Genomic DNA, 16,316 nt, shown 5'->3' on the forward strand with positions numbered 1-16,316 from the left:
GCTACTGGCGCGAGCCGATGACGTCCGCGGGGCGGCCCGCCAGGGCGAGGCGGCCCGGGACGAGCGTGGCCAGGGCGGTGAGCACCGCGGCGAAGCCCAGCACCCCGAGGTACATCCAGGGGTCGATGGACGGGGACGCGGAGCCCGTCATCCCGATGCTGAAGGCGGTGAGCACCGCGAAGGCGATGCCGGTGCCGAGCACGGCGGAGATGATGACCACCAGGGCGGACTCGATGCGGAGCATGCCCATCACCTGTCGGCGGGTGGTGCCGACGAGCTGGAGCAGGGCGAACTCGCGGATCCGGTCGGAGACCGACATGGCCAGGGTGTTGACCACGGCGATCGCGGTGAAGGCGATGATCAGGCCCATCGCCACGTAGTTGACCTCGGCGTTGGACTGCTGGACCTCGGCCTGGAGGTCCTCGACCTGGTCGCGGTCGAGGACGCCGACGCCGGGCAGCGCTCCGACGGCCTTCTGCAGCTCGGCGCGGCCGGCCCCGCCGTCGCCGGCGGTCTTGACCAGCAGCGAGGAGGCGAGCGGGTTGTCGACGTGCTTGACGACCAGCTCGTGGGACATCGTCAGGTCGCCGAAGCCGAGCCCGCGGTCGTAGACGGCCGCGACGTTCAGCTCGGTCTCGGTGCCGTCGCCGAGGGTCAGCTTCAGCTTGTCCCCCGGCTTCTTGCCCAGGTTGTCGGCGGCGACGTCGCTGAGGGCGACGGACTGCGGTCCGAAGCCGTCCAGGGTGCCGGCGCTGACGCCCGGGTCCCAGGTGTGGGTCAGGCCCTGGGTGGAGACGCCCTGGGCCGGGTACTTCTCCAGGCCGACGCGCACGGAGGTGCGTACGACCTCGGTCACCGCGGTGACGCCGGGGACCCGGCGGAGGCTGTCGGCGGCCTGTGCGGGCACACCGGGGCCGGCCGAGCCGACGACCCAGTCGGCCTTGTTGCCGGCCTTGGCCTGGGCGGTGGCCGCCGCGCCCATCGTGGTCTGGACGAAGAACACCGTGCAGGCCATGCCGATCAGCAGGGCGAGCGGGGTGACGGCCGCGGACAGCCGCTTGGTGTTGGCGCGGGCGTTGGCGGTGGCCAGGTAGCCGCCGACCCGGGAGGCCTTGAGCGGGACCCCGAGGACGGCGACGGCGATCCGGGCGATCAGCGGGCCGAGCAGCGACACCGCCACCGCGAGGACCACGACCGACAGGAAGGTCACCGGGGTGGACGCCGGCTCGCTGCGCAGGACCGAGAGGACCACGAGCAGGACGACGCCGCCGGCCAGGAACGCGGCGCCGGCGCCGAGCCGGCCCCAGGCGAAGTTCCGCTGCTCCATGGCCGCTTCGGACAGGGCCTCGGCGGGGCGGATGCGGGCGGTGCGGCGGGCGGAGATGCGTGCGGCCGCCCAGGCGCCCAGCAGGGCCGCACCGATCGCCGCGAAGAACGGGAAGACGCTGAAGGTGACTTCGAGGGTGTCGGGGATCGCCTTGAAGCCGACGAACTTGCCGTGCAGCCAGTAGGCGATGGGCAGGCCGGTGACCGAGCCGAGGACACCCGCGAGGGCGCCGACGATCAGTGCCTCGCGGCCGATGAGCTGGCGGATCTGCTTGGGCGTGGCCGCGATGGCGCGCAGCAGGGCCAGTTCGCGGTAGCGCTGCTGGATGGACAGGGCGAAGGTGCCGACGACCACGAGGATGGCGACGAGCAGCGAGGTGCCGCCGATGGCGCCGCCCATGGAGACCAGCTTGATGCGGGCCTTGGCCGCGTCGAGGAACTCGACCGGGCCGCGCTCGCCGCCGGTGACCACCTGGGCGGTGGTGCCGTCGAGGGCCTTCTCCACCTGCTTGGCGAGGTCCGCGGTGGACACGCCGGGCTTGGCCAGTACGCCGACCACCGCGACCTGTCCGGCGCGGCCCGAGAGCCGCTCGGCCTCGGCGTCGGAGAAGAAGAGGGAGGTCTGCTGTTCCAGGTCTCCGCCGGTGGGGGCGGCGATGCCGCTGACCCGGTACTTGCGCGGGGAGCCGGTGGCCTGGACGGTCAGCTCGGTGCCGGGCTTGATGCCGGCGCGGCGGGCGAGTTCGCGGTCGACGACGACCTCGTCGGAGCCGGCCGGGGCGGCGCCCTCGGCCAGGGTGAAGGGGGTCAGGGCCGCGGAGGTCCAGGAGTGGCCGTAGGAGGGCTTCCCGTTGACGCCCTGGACGACCTGCCCCTTGGGGCCGACCGCGTAGGCCGGGAAGGTGACCTCGGGCAGCGCGGCCTTGACGCCGGGCAGCGAACCGAGGGTGGCGGCGGTGTCGGCGGGCAGCCAGACCCGCTCGCCGAGCGGCTTCTCCTTCTCCTTGGTCTTGGTCTTGTCGCCCTTGTTCTTGACGGTGACCTGGTGGACGTTCTGGTCACCGCCGACGATCACCGGGGCACCGGCGTAGCGCTCGGTGCCGATCTCTCCTCTCAAACCCGTCTCCAGGAGGATCCCGCAGGCCGTGACGAGCGCGGCGGCGCAGAAGAGGGCGAGGAAGGCCCCGATGAAGCCGCCCTTGCGGGCGCGCAGGGTCTGCAGGGCGTAGCGCAGCATCAGGCCCACGCTCCCAGGTGGGTCATGCGGTCGGCGACGCGGTCGGCGGTGGGGGCGTGCATCCGGTCGGCGATGCGGCCGTCGGCGAGGAAGAGGACGGTGTCGGCGTAGGAGGCGGCGACCGGGTCGTGGGTGACCATGACCACGGTCTGGCCGGTCTCGTCGACGCAGGACCGCAGCAGGGAGAGGATCTCCTTGGCGGTGACGGTGTCGAGGGCGCCGGTGGGCTCGTCGCCGAAGATGACGTCGGGGCGGGTGATCAGGGCGCGGGCGATCGCCACGCGCTGCTGCTGGCCGCCGGAGAGTTCGGCGGGCCGGTGGGTGGCGCGGCCGCCCAGGCCCACGCGGGTGAGGATCTCCTCCAGCCAGACCGGGTCGAGGCGCTCGCCGGCCAGGCGCAGCGGAAGCTCCACGTTCTGGCGTACCGAGAGGGCCGGGATGAGGTTGAAGGCCTGGAAGACGAAGCCGATGCGCTCGCGGCGCAGCTTCGTCAGCTGGGTCTCGTTCATCCCGCCGAGTTCGGTGTCGCCGATGTAGGCCTTGCCGCTGGAGGGCTTGTCGAGGCCGGCCGCGCAGTGCAGGAAGGTCGACTTTCCGGAACCGGAGGGTCCCATGACGGCCGTGAACGAGCCGCGCTCGATGCCGACCGAGACCCCGTCCAGGGCGCGCACGCCGCGTCCGCTCTTTCCGTACTCCTTCACGACCCCGTCCAGGCGCAGCGCGAACCCGGGGGATCCGGTGCTGCTCTGCCCACGGAGGCTGTTCGTCTGGGTCCGCATGCGCGACCAGTCCTTCCCATGCGTTTGAGGGGGGTTTGTCAGCAGCCCCATCCGCCCAAGTCGGCGGATGCAACACGCCGATCCTTGAGGGCGGGTCTATATTCCCTCTACGCGAGAAGGCCCCGGGCGCGCGTTTCCGGCCGGGGGCGGTGCCCTCCGGCCGGAACCGTGCGGTCCGGGGCCGTTCGGTCAGCGGAAGGGGCGGTCAGCGGGGGCGGCGGCCGCGGGTGAGGCGGTACGCGAGGGCGGCGACGGTGGCGGCGCCGCACAGGGCGTAGCAGGCGACGACCCAGCCTGCGGGGGGGCGGCCGGCGCCGAGTCCGTGGACGAGGCCGACGGCCCAGCCGGCGTACGCGGCGCCGTGCAGGACGCGGAAGGGACGGATCCAGCGGCGGGTGGCGAAGACGCCCCGCCACAGGCCGGTGAGCAGGGCGAGCACGAAGAGCTGGGCGGCCAGGGTGCCGAGGTCGACCAGGAGGTCCCCGCTCCCCCAGCCGAGAACGGCGTCGGCCGCGCCGATCTTCTCCCCGGCGACCTTGACGCCGATGTGGACGAGGAGGAAACCGACGCCCGCCAGGCCCGCCGCGCGGTGCAGGAGCTGGGCCAACTGCCGCTGGGCGGGGGTGAGTACGTCGCGGAAGACGGTGGCGAGGCCGAGCATCACGGAGCCGGAGAGTGCGACGAGCGCGAACACGCCGGCCATCCGGTCCAGGAACTCCTGGACGGCGCCGCCTGCGAGGGGGCCCGCGCACAGCAGCAGGGCGACGACGAGCAGCCCGCCGGTGACGGCCGCGGCCCCGGGGGCGGGGGTGTGCGGCGGCCCTGGCCGGGCGGGGGCGGGGGCCTGCGCGGCGGGGGCCGGGTCGGCGGTGCGGGTGGCGGTGGGCTGAGCCATGGGGTGCTCCGGGAAGGGGTCGGTCCTCCGTGCGGGGAGGTCGGCCGGACCGGGCCCGGACCCCACGGGGGAGGGATCCGGGCCCGGAGCCTGGTGGTGGACGCCGCTGCCCTGCCGGGCGGGGCGCCGGGATGGTCTCCGGCCGGGGCTACGCCGGGCGGTGGCGGTGGACCGGGCCGAGGGGGGAGCCGTCCACCGGGCGGGCCAGGGAGGCCGACCAGTTGCCGTCCAGGTCGAGGTCGTCGATCTGCCAGCGGCTGACCTCGCCCTGGTAGCCGTGTTCCACCTCGACCGGGCCGGGCGTGCCCGGGGTGACGTCCAGGGCGTTGAGGTCGATGCCGAGCAGCCCCAGCCCGACCCCCTTGAGCACGGCCTCCTTGCGGGTCCACACCCGGTGGAAGGCGGCGGTCCGCTCCGGTCCGGCGGGCAGCGACAGGATGTACGCGTGCTCCGCCGGAGCGAGCACCACGTTGGCCAGGGAGCCGGACTCCACGGGCCGCAGCGCCTCGACGTCCACCCCGATCCAGTCCCCCGCGTGCAGGGCGAGCACCCCGCAGCCGCTGGTGCGGGTCAGGCTCACGGCGAGTCCGACGGCGGGGCTGGCCACGGCGGGCGGGCCGTGCTCCAGGTCTCCGCAGCCCGGGCAGACGCGGCGGCCGAGGGCCACCGTACGGGCGTCCACCCCCAGCAGTCCACCGATCGCGCGCCGGGCGGCGGCCCGGGTCCGGATGAACGCGGCGGCGTCCTTCTCGGCCCGGTAGCGGCGGGCGCGTACCTGCTCGACCTCGTCCAGCAGGTCGAAATCGGCCTGGTCCACCCGGTCTTCGAGCGGCCACCACCACACGTGCGCCTCGCCCGTGGCGCGCAGTCTCGCGGCCTCCCGTGCGGCCGTTGCGGGCACGGGCAGTACACCGGTCGTGGCGGTGTGGTCGATGCGGCCGCGCACGGCGGTCAGGGTCTGGCTCGTCATCGGGTCCTCCTCTCCCCCCTTGAGGGCGTTGTCAGGTCAGTCCGCCCAGGCGCAGGAGCAGGTCCTTCACCTCGGTGGCGTGGTAGCGGGGCCGTTCCTGGGACGGGTCCGAGCAGAGCAGCACGGGCGCGTCCCGGTCGTCGCCGGGCAGTCGTCCGTGGCTGCCGCGGACACAGCCCGGGTCGAGCGGCACCACCTGGAGCGGTGCGCGCATCCCCGCCTTCTTCTTCAGCACCGCGAGGGCCGCCTTCGCCTTGGCCGCCGGATCGGCGGGGTCGAAGAACAGCTCGGCCGGGTCGTAGCCCGGTTTGCGGTGGATCTCGACGCCGCGCGCGAAGTCCGGGGCGCGGGCGTCGTCGAGCCAGTAGTAGTAGGTGAACCAGGCGTCGGGTTCCGAGACGGCGACGAGCTCGCCCGCGTTCGGGTGGTCGATGCCGTAGTCGGCCTGCTGGGTGCGGTCCCAGACCTCGTCGACGCCGTCCAGGGACTTCAGCACGTCGCGCACGCGCGGGACGTCGGCCGGGTCGGCCACGTAGACGTGGGCGGCCTGGTGGTCGGCGACGGCGAACGCCCGGGAGGTGTACGGGTCGAGGTACTCCATCCCGCGCTGGGCGTAGACGGACAGCAGGCCCTCGCGGCGCAGGGCGCGGTTGATGTCGACGGGCCGGCTCACGGGCGAGATCCCGTACTCGCTGAGGGCGACGACGGTGGTGCCGCGGTCGCGCAGGTCGGCCAGGAGCGGGCCGAGGGCGGCGTCGGCCTCGCGGGCGGCGCGGACGGCCTCGGGGCTGTCGGGGCCGAACCGCTGGAGGTCGTAGTCCAGGTGCGGGACGTAGATGAAGGACAGGTCGGGGTCGCGGGTGTCGGCGACGTGCCGGGCGGCGCCGGCGATCCACCGGGTGGAGGTGAGCGAGGCGGTCGGGCCCCAGTAGTTGAAGAGCGGGAACTCGCCCTGTGCGGCGGTCAGTTCGTCGCGCAGGGCGGCGGGGACCGTGTAGCAGTCGGGGGCCTTGCGGCCGTCGTAGTGGTAGACGGGGCGCGGGGTGAGGACGGTGTCGACGTCCGCGCCCATGGCCCACCACCAGCACAGGTAGGCGGTGGTGTGGTCCGGGTCGTGGCGGCGGGCGGCCTGCCAGACCTTCTCCCCCCGCACGAGGGCGTTGTGCTGGCGCCACATCATCACTTCGCCGTGGTCGCGGAAGTACCAGCCGTTGCCGACGGCGCCGTGCTCGCGGGGCAGGGTGCCGGTGGTGAGGGTGGCCTGGACGGTGGCGGTGACGGCGGGGAACACCGTGTCGAGCGGGGCGGTGAAGCCCTGCTCGCCGATGGCCCGGACGTTCGGCATGTGCGGCAGCAGCCGGGGGGTGAGGCCGACGGTGCACAGGACGGCGGTCTTCTTCCGCCGGACGGCGGGGGTGGGGGCGGTCATGAGCCGGGCTCCTTCTGCGCGGCGGGTGCGGCGGATGCGGCGGGTGCGGCGGATGCGGTGGCGACCGGGGTGAGTGCCGTGAGGCCGAGCGCGGTCAGCTCCCGTGCCGTCCAGTCGAGTTCGGCGGCGATGCCCCGGGCGAGGCCGGCCTCGCCGACGGGCCGGGACTCCTCGGGCAGCACGGACCAGGTGTAGGTCTCCACCTCGATGTGGTCGGTGACGGCGTGGTCCCCGCCGAACAGGGTCCGCAGGGTCTCGCGGAGCACCGGCCCGGTGGAGGCCAGCGGCGGGGCCGGCTCCTCGTGCAGCGGCACGTGGTAGTGGATGCGCCAGGGGGCCTTGCCGGGCAGGGCTCCGGCCAGGGCCGGCCCGAGGTCGTCGGAGCCGTGGAGTCCGGTGCCGTCGGGCCCGGCCTCGCGGGTCTGGTGCAGGAACCTCGGCTCGGCGAAGGCGGCCAGCGCCTCCCGGACCCGGGGGTCCTGCGGGTCGGTGGCCTCCAGGGCGCTGGAGGCCTGGAGCTTGACGACCTGGAGTCCGGCCGCGAGCAGCCGGCCGACGGCCGTGCCGGGGTCCTCGTGGGCGACGGCCAGGTGGCAGGCGTCCAGGCAGAGGCCGATCCGGTCGTGGTCGACTTCGGCCAGCACGTCGACGGCCTGCTCGGTGGTCTCGGCGACGCAGCCCGGCTCGGGTTCGACGGCGACGCGCACGGTCCGGCCGGTCTCCTCCTCGATGCGGGCGAGGCCCGCGGCGAGCGCGTCGAGGTTGCGGGCGGCGGCGGCCGTGCGGGTGCGCGACCAGGCGGTGCGCCAGGCCAGCGGCAGGGTGGAGACGGAGCCGCGCGCGGCGTCGTCGGGCAGCAGTCCGGCGAGGATCCGGGCCAGGTTCAGGGTGTAGTCGAGGCGGGCGGGCTCGGACCAGTCCGGGTAGTACACGGCCCGCTTGACCACGGGCGCGTGGAATCCCCGGTAGGGGAAGCCGTTGAGGGTCACCGTCTCCAGTCCGCGGGCGGCGAGCTGCCCGCGCAGCCGGGTGACGGCGGCCGGGTCGGCGGCGAGGGCGGCCGCGGCGTCCACGGGCAGCCACAGGCCGAGTCCGACGAGGGGCTCGCCGGTGGCCCGGCGGACCGGTTCGGCGTACGTGTCGAGCTGGGCGGTGATCCCCGCCAGGGTTTCGGCGGGGTGCACGTTGGTGCAGTAGGCGAGGTGGACGGCGGTGCCGTCCGGGTGGCGGAATCGCATCAGGCGTCCCTTCCTCCTGATCAGTTTCCGCCGCGGGCGATGGAGTTGCCCGCGTAGAGGCCGGCGGCCTGGACGTCCGTGTATCCGTCGAGGCCGAGGCGGCCCGACTGGGAGTAGAAGGCCACCGGGTTGCGCCACAGCACGCGGTCCACGTCGTCCTCGTCGAAGCCGGCGGCGAGCATGGCCTCGGCGGTGGCGCGGGTGAGGAGCGGGTCGCTGTGGCCCCAGTCGGCGGCGGAGTTGACGAGCATCCGCTCGGTGCCGTGCTCCTTGAGGATGGCGACCATGCGGTCGGGGGTCATCTTGGTGTCGGGGTAGATGGAGAAGCCCATCCAGCAGCCGGAGTCGCGGACCTCGCGGACGGTGACCTCGTTGAGGTGGTCGAGGACGACGAAGCCCGGGTCGATGCCCGACTCGCGGATCACGGCGAGGGAGCGTTCGGTGCCGCCGGCCTTGTCGCGGTGCGGGGTGTGGACGAGGGCCGGCAGGGCGAACTCCACGGCGAGGGCGAGCTGGACGGCGAAGGCGTGGTCCTCGGCCTCGGTGACGGTGTCGTAGCCGATCTCGCCGACGGCGACGACCCCGTCCTTGGCGAGGTAGCGGGGCAGCAGGTCCAGTACGGGCGTGCAGCGCGGGTCGTTCGCCTCCTTGGGGTTGAGGCCGATGGTGCAGTGGTGGCTGATCCCGAACTGGGCCGCTCGGTACGGCTCCCAGCCGAGGAGGGCGTCGAAGTAGTCGGTGAAGCTGGCGGGGGAGGTGCGGGGCTGGCCCAGCCAGAACGCGGGCTCGACCAGCGCGCGCACGCCGGCGGCGTGCATCGCCCGGTAGTCGTCCGTGGTGCGGGACGTCATGTGGATGTGCGGGTCGAAGATGCGCATGGTCGGGCTCCGGTAGGGATCGGTGGGGCGTCAGTTGTCGAGGGCGGCTACGACCCAGAGGTCGGCCGGTACGGTGCGGTCGGCGGCGCGCCGTTCGGCGGCGAAGCCGTGGGCCATCCGGGCGAGTTCGGCGTCGCGGCGTTCGTGCAGGCCGGCCACCTTGGCGAGCGGGATGCCGGTGAACAGGCACTTCAGGACGGCCTGGCGCCAGCGGTACTGGTCGAGGTGGGCGCGGGCGTAGGGGCCGAGGGCGGCGGCGACGAGCCGGTTGTCGTTGGTGCGCACGGCGTCGTCGGTGAGGTGCACGGCGCGGTCGCCGACGGGCAGGAACGGCAGGGCGCGCAGGACGCCCCGGCGTTCGGCGGCGTCGCCGTGCACGTACCGTTCGGCGGCTTCGGCGGCCAGGGCGGCGCCGGAGGTGCCGTACCGGGTCAGGGCGAGCAGCAGGACGGTGCGTACGGCGTCCTCGACGGCCCAGTCGGCCCAGCCGGGCAGGGGGCCGCGGCCGTACTCGCGTCCGGCGGCGGGGAAGCGGCGGTCCAGGGCGGTGGGGCCCTCGGCGGCGACGGCGTCCTCGGCGGCGGTGAGGCGGGCCCGGTGTTCCTGGTCGAGGACGGAGCGCAGGGACTCCCGGAGGGTGCGCAGGGTCAGCGCGTCGTGCACGGCGCCGTCCGCGAGGGTGGCGGCGGGCGGGGCGAGGGTGGGGGCGGTCATACCGGTACGGCCTCCTTCTGGTGCGTCCCCTGCTGCCGCGGGCTCCGGCCGGCGGCGGCGTGCAGGAAGGCGATGCTGTGGCGGGCTGAGTCGGCTCCGGCGTGGCTGTGGCGCGGGAGTTCGACGGAGACGAGCCCCTGGTAGCCGGTGTCGGCGAGGGCGCGCAGGACGGGCGGGAAGTCGATCTCCCCCTCGCCGAAGGGGAGGTGCTCGTGCGTGCCCCGGCGCATGTCCTCGATCTGGACGTGGGCGAGGCGGTCGGCGGACAGGGCCACGCAGTCGGCGACGGGCCACGGCTCCAGGCACCGGCAGTGCCCGAGGTCGAGGGTGAGGCGGAAGCGGTCGGGCCGGCCGAGGTCGGCGAGGAGCCTGCGGTAGCCGGCGAGGTCGGCGACGAGCATGCCCGGCTCGGGTTCGAAGGCGAGGTCGATGCCTGCGGCTTCGGCGTGCCCCAGGGTCTCGGCGCAGCCGTCGACCAGCCGCTGCCAGGCCTCGTCGGCGGTGGTGTCCGGGTCGGGGGTGCCGCTCCAGAAGTGGACGGCTCCGGCTCCGAGGACCGCGCCGATGCCGACGGCCCGGCGCAGCAGGTCGAGGCGGAGCGCGCGGCCTTCCGGTTCGGCGGACAGCAGGGTGGGCCGGTGCTTGCGGCGCGGGTCGAGGAGGTAGCGGGCACCGGTCTCGATCACGACGTCGAGGCCGGTTTCGTCCAGGGCGCGCCGGATCCCGTTGAGGCGGGCGGCGAGGCCCGGGGCGTACGGGTCGAGGTGCTGGTGGTCCAGGGTCAGGGCGACGCCCTCGTAGCCGAGGTCGGCGAGGAGGCGCAGGGCGTCGCCGAGGCGGTGGTCGGCGAGGCCGTTGGTGCCGTACGAGAACCGGAGCGCGGCGGGTGCGCTCATGTCGGGGAGACCTTCCGGGCGAGCCGGCGCACCACCGGCAGGGCGGCGGCGAGCGTGACGGCGAGTCGGGGGGCTCCGGCCCGGGCGGCCAGGGCGGCCTGGAGGGGCAGGAGGGCGTGGATGCCGGCGCCGACGGCCCTCCGCACCTCGGGGGCCGCGGGGCGGCGCACCGCGCGGGCGAGGGCGGGGCCGTAGCCGGCGCCGTAGAGGGCGAGGGCGGCGCCCTGAACGGGTCCGGTGCCGCGGCGGAGGGTGCCCGCGGCCGCGGCGGCCGAGGCCAGTGCGGTCAGGGCGGCCTCGTGCGGCGGGGCGCCCGCGACCTCGTGGCGGCTGAGCCGGGTCAGGGCCAGGGTGTGGCCCGCGACGGCGGCGGCCGGCGCGAGGGCCGGGCGGGCGGGGCCGGGGCCGGTGCCGTGCAGGACGTCGAGGCCGCGGGCGGCGGCCATCACGGCGGGCCCGAAGGGGGTGTCCTTGGCTCCGAGGTCGTAGGCCCACACGGCGGCGGCCAGCGGCAGGGTCCGGGTGAGGACGGTACGGGTCCCGCCTGCGAGGGCGGCGGCGCCCAGGCCGGCGGCGGTGAGCGCGGCGGCCGTGGTCAGGGCGGCGCGGGGACTGATCCGGCCGGACGGCAGGGGCCGTTCGGGCCGTTCGGCGGCGTCGAGTTCCCGGTCGGCCCAGTCGTTGAGGGCCATGCCGGCCCAGTAGAGGCAGACGGAGGAGCCGGCCAGGCCCAGGGTGCGGGGCCCGGCGCCGCGTCCCGCGGCCAGCGCCCCGGCGAGGACGTCGCCGGGGACGGTGATCGCGGCGGGCGCCCGGAGCAGTTCGGCGTAGGCGCGCAGGGTGCGGCGGGCCCGGAAGGCCCGGCCGGGGAAGGGCGGCAGGCGCAGCGGCCCGTCGGGGGCGGTGGCGTCGGGGGCGGTGGCGTGGAGGGTGCTGGTGTGGGGGCGGCCCGCCCGGCCGGCCGCGGCGGCGGCCCTGTCGGGGCTGAGGGCCGGGCCGGACGGCGGGGTCACGGCCGGGCTCCGGTCAGCGGGTCCGGGCGTACCGGCGCGGGGGCGCCGGCCGGGGCGGTGGCCCAGGCGCGGAGGGTCTCGTACTGGAGGGTGAGGTTGTGCTCGGTGGAGCCGGCCGGGTCCTTGAAGAAGAAGCCGAGGGCGGCCAGCGCCCCGGCCTCGCCGCGCCGGCCGGCCAGCGCGGTGAGCCGTACGAGGTCCAGGACCAGCGGGGCGGCGAGCGCGGAGTCGCAGCCCTGCCAGGTGAACTGCATGGTCATGCGGACGCCGAGGAAGCCCTCGAAGGAGATGTGGTCCCAGGCGGTCTTCCACTCCCCCATCTCGGGGACGTTGTCGATGTGCGTCTGTCCCTGGACGGCGTGCCCGACGGTCTCCTCCAGGCTGCGCTGCTTGGACTCGGTCTTGGAGCGGGCCGCCGCCGGGTCGGCGAGGGTCGCGCCGTCGCCGCCGCCGAGCAGGTTGGTGCCGGACCAGGAGCGCAGGCGCAGCGCGCGCTGGGTGAACATGGGGGCGAGGGCGCTCTTGACGAGGGTCTCCCCGGTCTTGCCGTCGCGGCCGGCGTGCGGGACGCGGCGCAGCCGGGCCAGTTCCTCCAGGGCGGGCAGGGCGGCGCCCGCCGAGGGGGTGAAGTTGACGTAGGAGCAGCCCGCGGTGAAGGCGGCGTAGGCGTAGAGGGAGCTGGCGGGCAGGGTCACCGAGCCGGCGGCGAGGCCCGCCTCGAGGGCGGTGAGGTCCAGGAAGGCCGGGTCGGGCTCGGGCATCGGCTCCGTGGAGGAGACGTTGACGACGACGACCTGTTCCAGGGCGTGCCGGTCGCGGAAGGAGGCCATGTCCTCGGCGAGCCGGGCGGCGGTCTCGGACTGGGACTCTCCGGGGCGGGCGGATCCGTCGCGGATCTCCAGCTCGGCGGCGGCCAGCGGGGTGTCCAGGGCCCCCAGGACGGACGCGGGCAGCACTCCCGCGTCCACGAGCTGCCGGGCCCTCGCCGACAGCTTTGTGCCGACGACGTCGTGGCCGCCGAACACCAGGTCGGCGAGGGCCGGGAGGGGCGCGTCCGCGAAAGGGGGAGTTTCGGTGACGCACCCGACGGGGGAGGCGGCACCCGCGACGATGGCGGCGGCGCCGGCGACGGCGGCCGTGGCGACCGAGCCTCGCGCGCCGACCATCCAGACGCCGATTCGGGGTGCTGATCCGGTCGTGTCTCGCATGGTGTGCCAATCCTCCTGGGTCTTGAGGGGTGTGGGGTCCGGGGCCCGTCCGGTGCGGCGGACGGGCCCCGGTCGGGGGCTACTTGCCCATGTCGGCGGGGTGGGGCCAGACGTCGAAGGCCGCGGTGACCTTGGCGTCGGAGCGGCACAGCCACTTGGCGGTGACCTTGTTCACCGTGTGCCGGGGCAGGTGCTTGTTGTCGTTGGCGTCGTTGACCGGCTTGCCGATCGACTGGAGCTCCCAGGCCATGCCGGTGAGGCGGTTGATGTGCGCCCAGAAGCGCCGGTCGATGTCCAGCAGCTGGAAGGACTGCAGGTAGGCGTGCCAGCGGTGGTAGGCCTGGGTGGGGGTGGGCGGCGTGTAGTTCATCATGTGGACCTTGTTGCCGGCGGGGCGGCGCGGGTCGAACAGGGTGCCCTGGCCGAACTCCTGGAAGGCGAAGACGAGGCCCTTGGGGTCGCGGCCGTACCACTTGTCGTAGACCTTCTTCTGCTCGCGGGAGAGCAGTTCGAAGTGGGCGCGGTTCGGCTGGATGATCTCCATCCAGCTGCGCGGGTAGCGGCCGCCCTTGCGGGTGGCGACCCAGGCGTCGTACGACTTGGTGAACCCGCCGAAGGGGGCGGTGATCGCCCCGACCGCGGCCTTCATCTCCGCGGTGGGGTTGTAGTACGACATTTCGTCGTAGTCGTACCAGAACTCGCTCGCCCAGCGGTCGCCGACCAGGCCCTCGACCTTGGGCAGCTCGGGGCGGTGGCGGCCGTGGGCGGCGGCCGGCGTCGCGCCGACGAGTCCGACGGTGGCGGCGGCTCCGGCGACGCCGAGGGCGGTCCGCAGGACGCTCCTCCGGTCCATGGAGTTGAGCTGCATTGTCGTGCTCCTTCAGGGTCTGGCGCGGATGCGGACGGGCATTCGGGTGACTGCGATGACCTGTACTTTTCCGTGGCCCGCTATGGCCGCTCTATACGTCCCGTACGTCTGCCCGGGCCCCGGGAACACGACCGCGCAGGCCCCCTGGGCGGGGGCCTGCGCGGGTGCGGGACGGTGCGGAACGGGGGCGGGACGGGGGCGGGACGGGGTACGGCTAGGCGTCGAGGGGGTTGCGGCGCAGGGCGGGCGAGAGCAGCGCGGCGAGCGCGGTGAGGCCCATGGCGACGCTGAGGCCGAGGACGGTGCGGGTGGGCCCGTACGCCTCCAGGGCGAAGCCCGCGGCGACGGGTCCGGCGGCCATGGCCCCGCCGCCGACCAGCATGGCGAGGGAGTTGGCCCTCCCCCGCATCCGGTCTGGGGCGACGCGGACCATGAAGACCCCGCCGGCGACGTTGAAGACGCCGCCGACGTAGCCGCTGGCCGCGAAGAGGGCGCCGAGGGCGAAGGGATCGCGCAGGAAGGCGACGGGCACCATCAGCGCGGTCCAGACGGCCAGTCCGCCGAGGACCAGGGTGCGCAGGGAGAACCGGGTGGCCCACCAGCCGCCGCTGATGGCGCCGACGAGCCCGCCGGCCCCGCTCAGGGAGAGGACGAGGCCGATCTCGAACTGGGAGCCGTGGTTCTCCTGGATCCCGGTCATCACGGCCAGGTTGAGGCCCTGGAAGAGCAGGTTGGAGACGGCCACGGCGGCCATGACGGCGCGCAGGAAGTGCTGGCGCCACATCCAGACGAGGCCCTCCTTGACGTCCGCGACGAGGTCGGGGCGCGGGCCGGTGCGCTCGGCCTGGAGCTTGCCGCGGACCCCGAACAGGAGTGCTACGGAGGCGAGTTGGCCGACGAGTGCCGCCACATAGGGGAAGGAGGCCCCGATGGCGACCAGTCCGCTGCCCAGGGGCTGGCCGGCGATGGCCGCGCCGCGGGTGCGGGCCTCGTTGCCGGTGAGGGCGGCCGGGAGCTGCTCGGCGGGGACGACGGCGGGGACGGCGGCCCGCTCGGCGAGCTGGTGCAGCACGCCGAGGGTGCCCTCGACGAAGGCGGCGGCGAGCAGGGCCCACAGCCAGACGTGCCCGCTGAGCAGCAGGGCCGCGACCGCTCCGGCGACGAGTGCCTGTCCGAGCCCGGCGCCGAGCATGATCCGGCGCCGGTCCCAGCGGTCGACGAGGGCGCCGCCGGGGAGCTGGACGAGGAGCTGCGGGAGGAGCAGGGCGGTGCCGACCAGGCCGGCGTCGCCGGGAGAGCCGGTGAGCCACAGCACGGTGAGCGGGTAGGCCACGGCGGTGGCCCGCCCGGCGAGCAGGGACAGCCCGGCGCCGCCCCAGAGCAGCGAGAAGTCCCGGTTCCGCCGCAGCGGTAGGGCCGCCGCCGCGTCGTCCCCGTCCGAGGCTCGGGCGGGGCTCCCGGCATCCGGCCCGGCCACGGACCCGGCGGGGGCTCCGGTCCCAGCCCCTGCCCGGTCCCCGGGCCCTGCCTCGGCAACGGCTTCGGTCACGTCCCCGGCCCGGGTGCCCTCGGCCACCGGCCCGGCGCCGTCTCCGGCCTTCGCTCCGGCTCCCGCCTTGGCCAATGCGGCAGCGGAACCACCGGCCGCGGCCGCGGCTGCGGCTCCGGCTCGGTCCTCGGTCGCAGCCGCGGCGGGGGCCGACATGACGGCTCCGGCGGGGGCGGCCCCCGCCGGGTTCCCGGCGCCGGAGGCGCCCCCGGCGTCGGAGGCGGCGTCGGTGTCCTCGTTCAGGTGCCACTGGAGGACCGCCGGGTCCGTCGCCGTTCTCGGCGGCGGGGTCACCGTACGGCCAGGGCGGGGCGGAGCCCGGCCAGGTCGTGGGCGGCCTCGGCGGCGGCGTGCGCGTCGGGGCCGGAGTGGGTGTACTCCAGCACCGCCATGGCGCTGTGCATCTTGTTCGTGGCCTGGGCGAAGGCGATGCTCATCGGCCCGTCCAGCACCTCCGCGGTGACCTCCTCGCCCCGGTGGGCGGGCAGGTCGTGCATGAAGACGGCGCGCGGGCTGGCCTCCCACAGGCCGGCGGTGACCTGGAACGGGGCGAAGATCTCCCGCCAGTTCGCGTCCGGCTTCTCGGTTCCCGTGGTCTGCCAGCGCGTCGTGTAGACCACGTCGAAGCCCTCGGGCAGCACGTCCATGTCGTGCCGCTCCACGAGCACCGCTCCGGTGCGCTCGGCCTGGGCCGTGGCCCGCCGGGTGATGGAGGGCAGCAGCCCGTAGCCGGGCGGGGTGCGCAGCTCGAAGTGGACGCCCGGGAAGCGGGTGAGGGCCAGGGCCAGGGCGGCGGCGGTGTTGTTGCCCTCGCCCACGTACAGGATGCGCAGCCCCTCGATGCGGCCGAAGTGGCGCAGCAGGGTGGTGAGGTCGGTGAGGGCCTGGGTGGGGTGTTCCTCGGCGCTCATGGCGTTGACGACGGCCATCCGGTCCTGGGCGGCCCAGCCGCGCAGTTCGGCCTCGGGTCCGGCGGTGCGGGCGACGAGGACGTCGAGCATGCCGGACAGGACGCGGCCGGTGTCCTCGACGGACTCCCCGGTGTTGAGCTGGAGGTCGCCGGGGCCGTAGGCGACGATGCGGGCGCCGACGCGCAGGGCTCCGGAGGAGAAGGCGGTGCGGGTGCGGGTGGAGGTCTTGGCGAAGTAGATGCCGGCGACGAGGCCGTCGAGGGCGTCGGAGCCGGTGGCGGTGCCCGCCGAGAACTGGGCTCCGCGGGCGACGATCCGGCGCAGGTCCAGGTCGGTGAGGTCGTCGATGGAGATCAGGTGGCGGGCGGGGCGGCGGCCCTGCCGGTCGGTGGTGTGGCGGTCCAT

Annotated in this window: 14 protein-coding genes; all 14 read right to left on the reverse strand. The window is 75.0% G+C overall.

Features of this window, described 5'->3' with window-relative positions; genetic code table 11:
• Window position 1: 1 nt before the first annotated feature.
• Window positions 2-2,563: an FtsX-like permease family protein gene (locus tag OG553_RS06855; RefSeq protein WP_405978128.1), complete on the reverse strand. Its 2,562-nt coding sequence runs from the start codon at window positions 2,561-2,563 to the stop codon at window positions 2-4.
• A complete protein-coding gene (locus tag OG553_RS06860; protein ID WP_405978129.1) occupies window positions 2,563-3,342 on the reverse strand; it encodes an ABC transporter ATP-binding protein in 780 nt (259 codons plus the stop codon). Before OG553_RS06860 ends, OG553_RS06855 begins: the two co-directional genes overlap by 1 nt.
• A gap of 205 nt (window positions 3,343-3,547) precedes the next feature.
• Window positions 3,548-4,237 carry a hypothetical protein gene (locus OG553_RS06865; protein WP_405978130.1) on the reverse strand — a complete coding sequence of 230 codons (690 nt, stop codon included), beginning with the start codon at window positions 4,235-4,237 and terminating at the stop codon, window positions 3,548-3,550.
• A 148-nt stretch (window positions 4,238-4,385) separates the two neighbouring features.
• Window positions 4,386-5,207: a 4'-phosphopantetheinyl transferase superfamily protein gene (locus tag OG553_RS06870; RefSeq protein WP_405978131.1), complete on the reverse strand. Its 822-nt coding sequence runs from the start codon at window positions 5,205-5,207 to the stop codon at window positions 4,386-4,388.
• A gap of 31 nt (window positions 5,208-5,238) precedes the next feature.
• A complete protein-coding gene (locus OG553_RS06875; protein WP_405978132.1) occupies window positions 5,239-6,636 on the reverse strand; it encodes an alkaline phosphatase family protein in 1,398 nt (465 codons plus the stop codon).
• Window positions 6,633-7,874, reverse strand: coding sequence for a metabolite traffic protein EboE (gene eboE / locus OG553_RS06880; RefSeq protein WP_405978133.1), 1,242 nt, complete (start codon window positions 7,872-7,874; stop codon window positions 6,633-6,635). The genes OG553_RS06875 and eboE overlap by 4 nt, the downstream gene beginning before the upstream one ends.
• Window positions 7,875-7,894: 20 nt before the next feature.
• Complete coding sequence (locus tag OG553_RS06885; RefSeq protein ID WP_405978134.1) at window positions 7,895-8,752, reverse strand: TatD family hydrolase; 858 nt, start codon at window positions 8,750-8,752, stop codon at window positions 7,895-7,897.
• A 30-nt stretch (window positions 8,753-8,782) separates the two neighbouring features.
• The gene (locus tag OG553_RS06890; protein WP_405978135.1) at window positions 8,783-9,466 is read right to left on the reverse strand and encodes an EboA domain-containing protein; all 684 of its coding nucleotides are present in this window, start codon (window positions 9,464-9,466) and stop codon (window positions 8,783-8,785) included.
• Window positions 9,463-10,362, reverse strand: a complete 900-nt coding sequence (locus OG553_RS06895) for a sugar phosphate isomerase/epimerase family protein (protein ID WP_405978136.1) — start codon at window positions 10,360-10,362, stop codon at window positions 9,463-9,465. The genes OG553_RS06890 and OG553_RS06895 overlap by 4 nt, the downstream gene beginning before the upstream one ends.
• Window positions 10,359-11,375 (reverse strand): SCO3242 family prenyltransferase, encoded by a 1,017-nt coding sequence (locus OG553_RS06900; protein WP_405978137.1) that lies wholly within the window; start codon window positions 11,373-11,375, stop codon window positions 10,359-10,361. The genes OG553_RS06895 and OG553_RS06900 overlap by 4 nt, the downstream gene beginning before the upstream one ends.
• Window positions 11,372-12,583 (reverse strand): inositol-3-phosphate synthase, encoded by a 1,212-nt coding sequence (locus OG553_RS06905; RefSeq protein WP_405978138.1) that lies wholly within the window; start codon window positions 12,581-12,583, stop codon window positions 11,372-11,374. The genes OG553_RS06900 and OG553_RS06905 overlap by 4 nt, the downstream gene beginning before the upstream one ends.
• A gap of 79 nt (window positions 12,584-12,662) precedes the next feature.
• On the reverse strand, window positions 12,663-13,451 hold the full coding sequence (locus OG553_RS06910; protein WP_405978139.1) for a Tat pathway signal sequence domain protein: 789 nt from the start codon (window positions 13,449-13,451) through the stop codon (window positions 12,663-12,665).
• 214 nt (window positions 13,452-13,665) lie between these two features.
• Entirely contained in the window at window positions 13,666-15,294 is a 1,629-nt protein-coding gene (locus tag OG553_RS06915; RefSeq protein ID WP_405978140.1) for an MFS transporter, read from the reverse strand.
• On the reverse strand, window positions 15,291-16,316 hold the full coding sequence (locus OG553_RS06920) for an ornithine carbamoyltransferase (protein WP_405978141.1): 1,026 nt from the start codon (window positions 16,314-16,316) through the stop codon (window positions 15,291-15,293). Before OG553_RS06920 ends, OG553_RS06915 begins: the two co-directional genes overlap by 4 nt.

It is taken from the genome of Streptomyces sp. NBC_00158 (assembly GCF_045160885.1).
Taxonomy (GTDB): domain Bacteria; phylum Actinomycetota; class Actinomycetes; order Streptomycetales; family Streptomycetaceae; genus Streptomyces.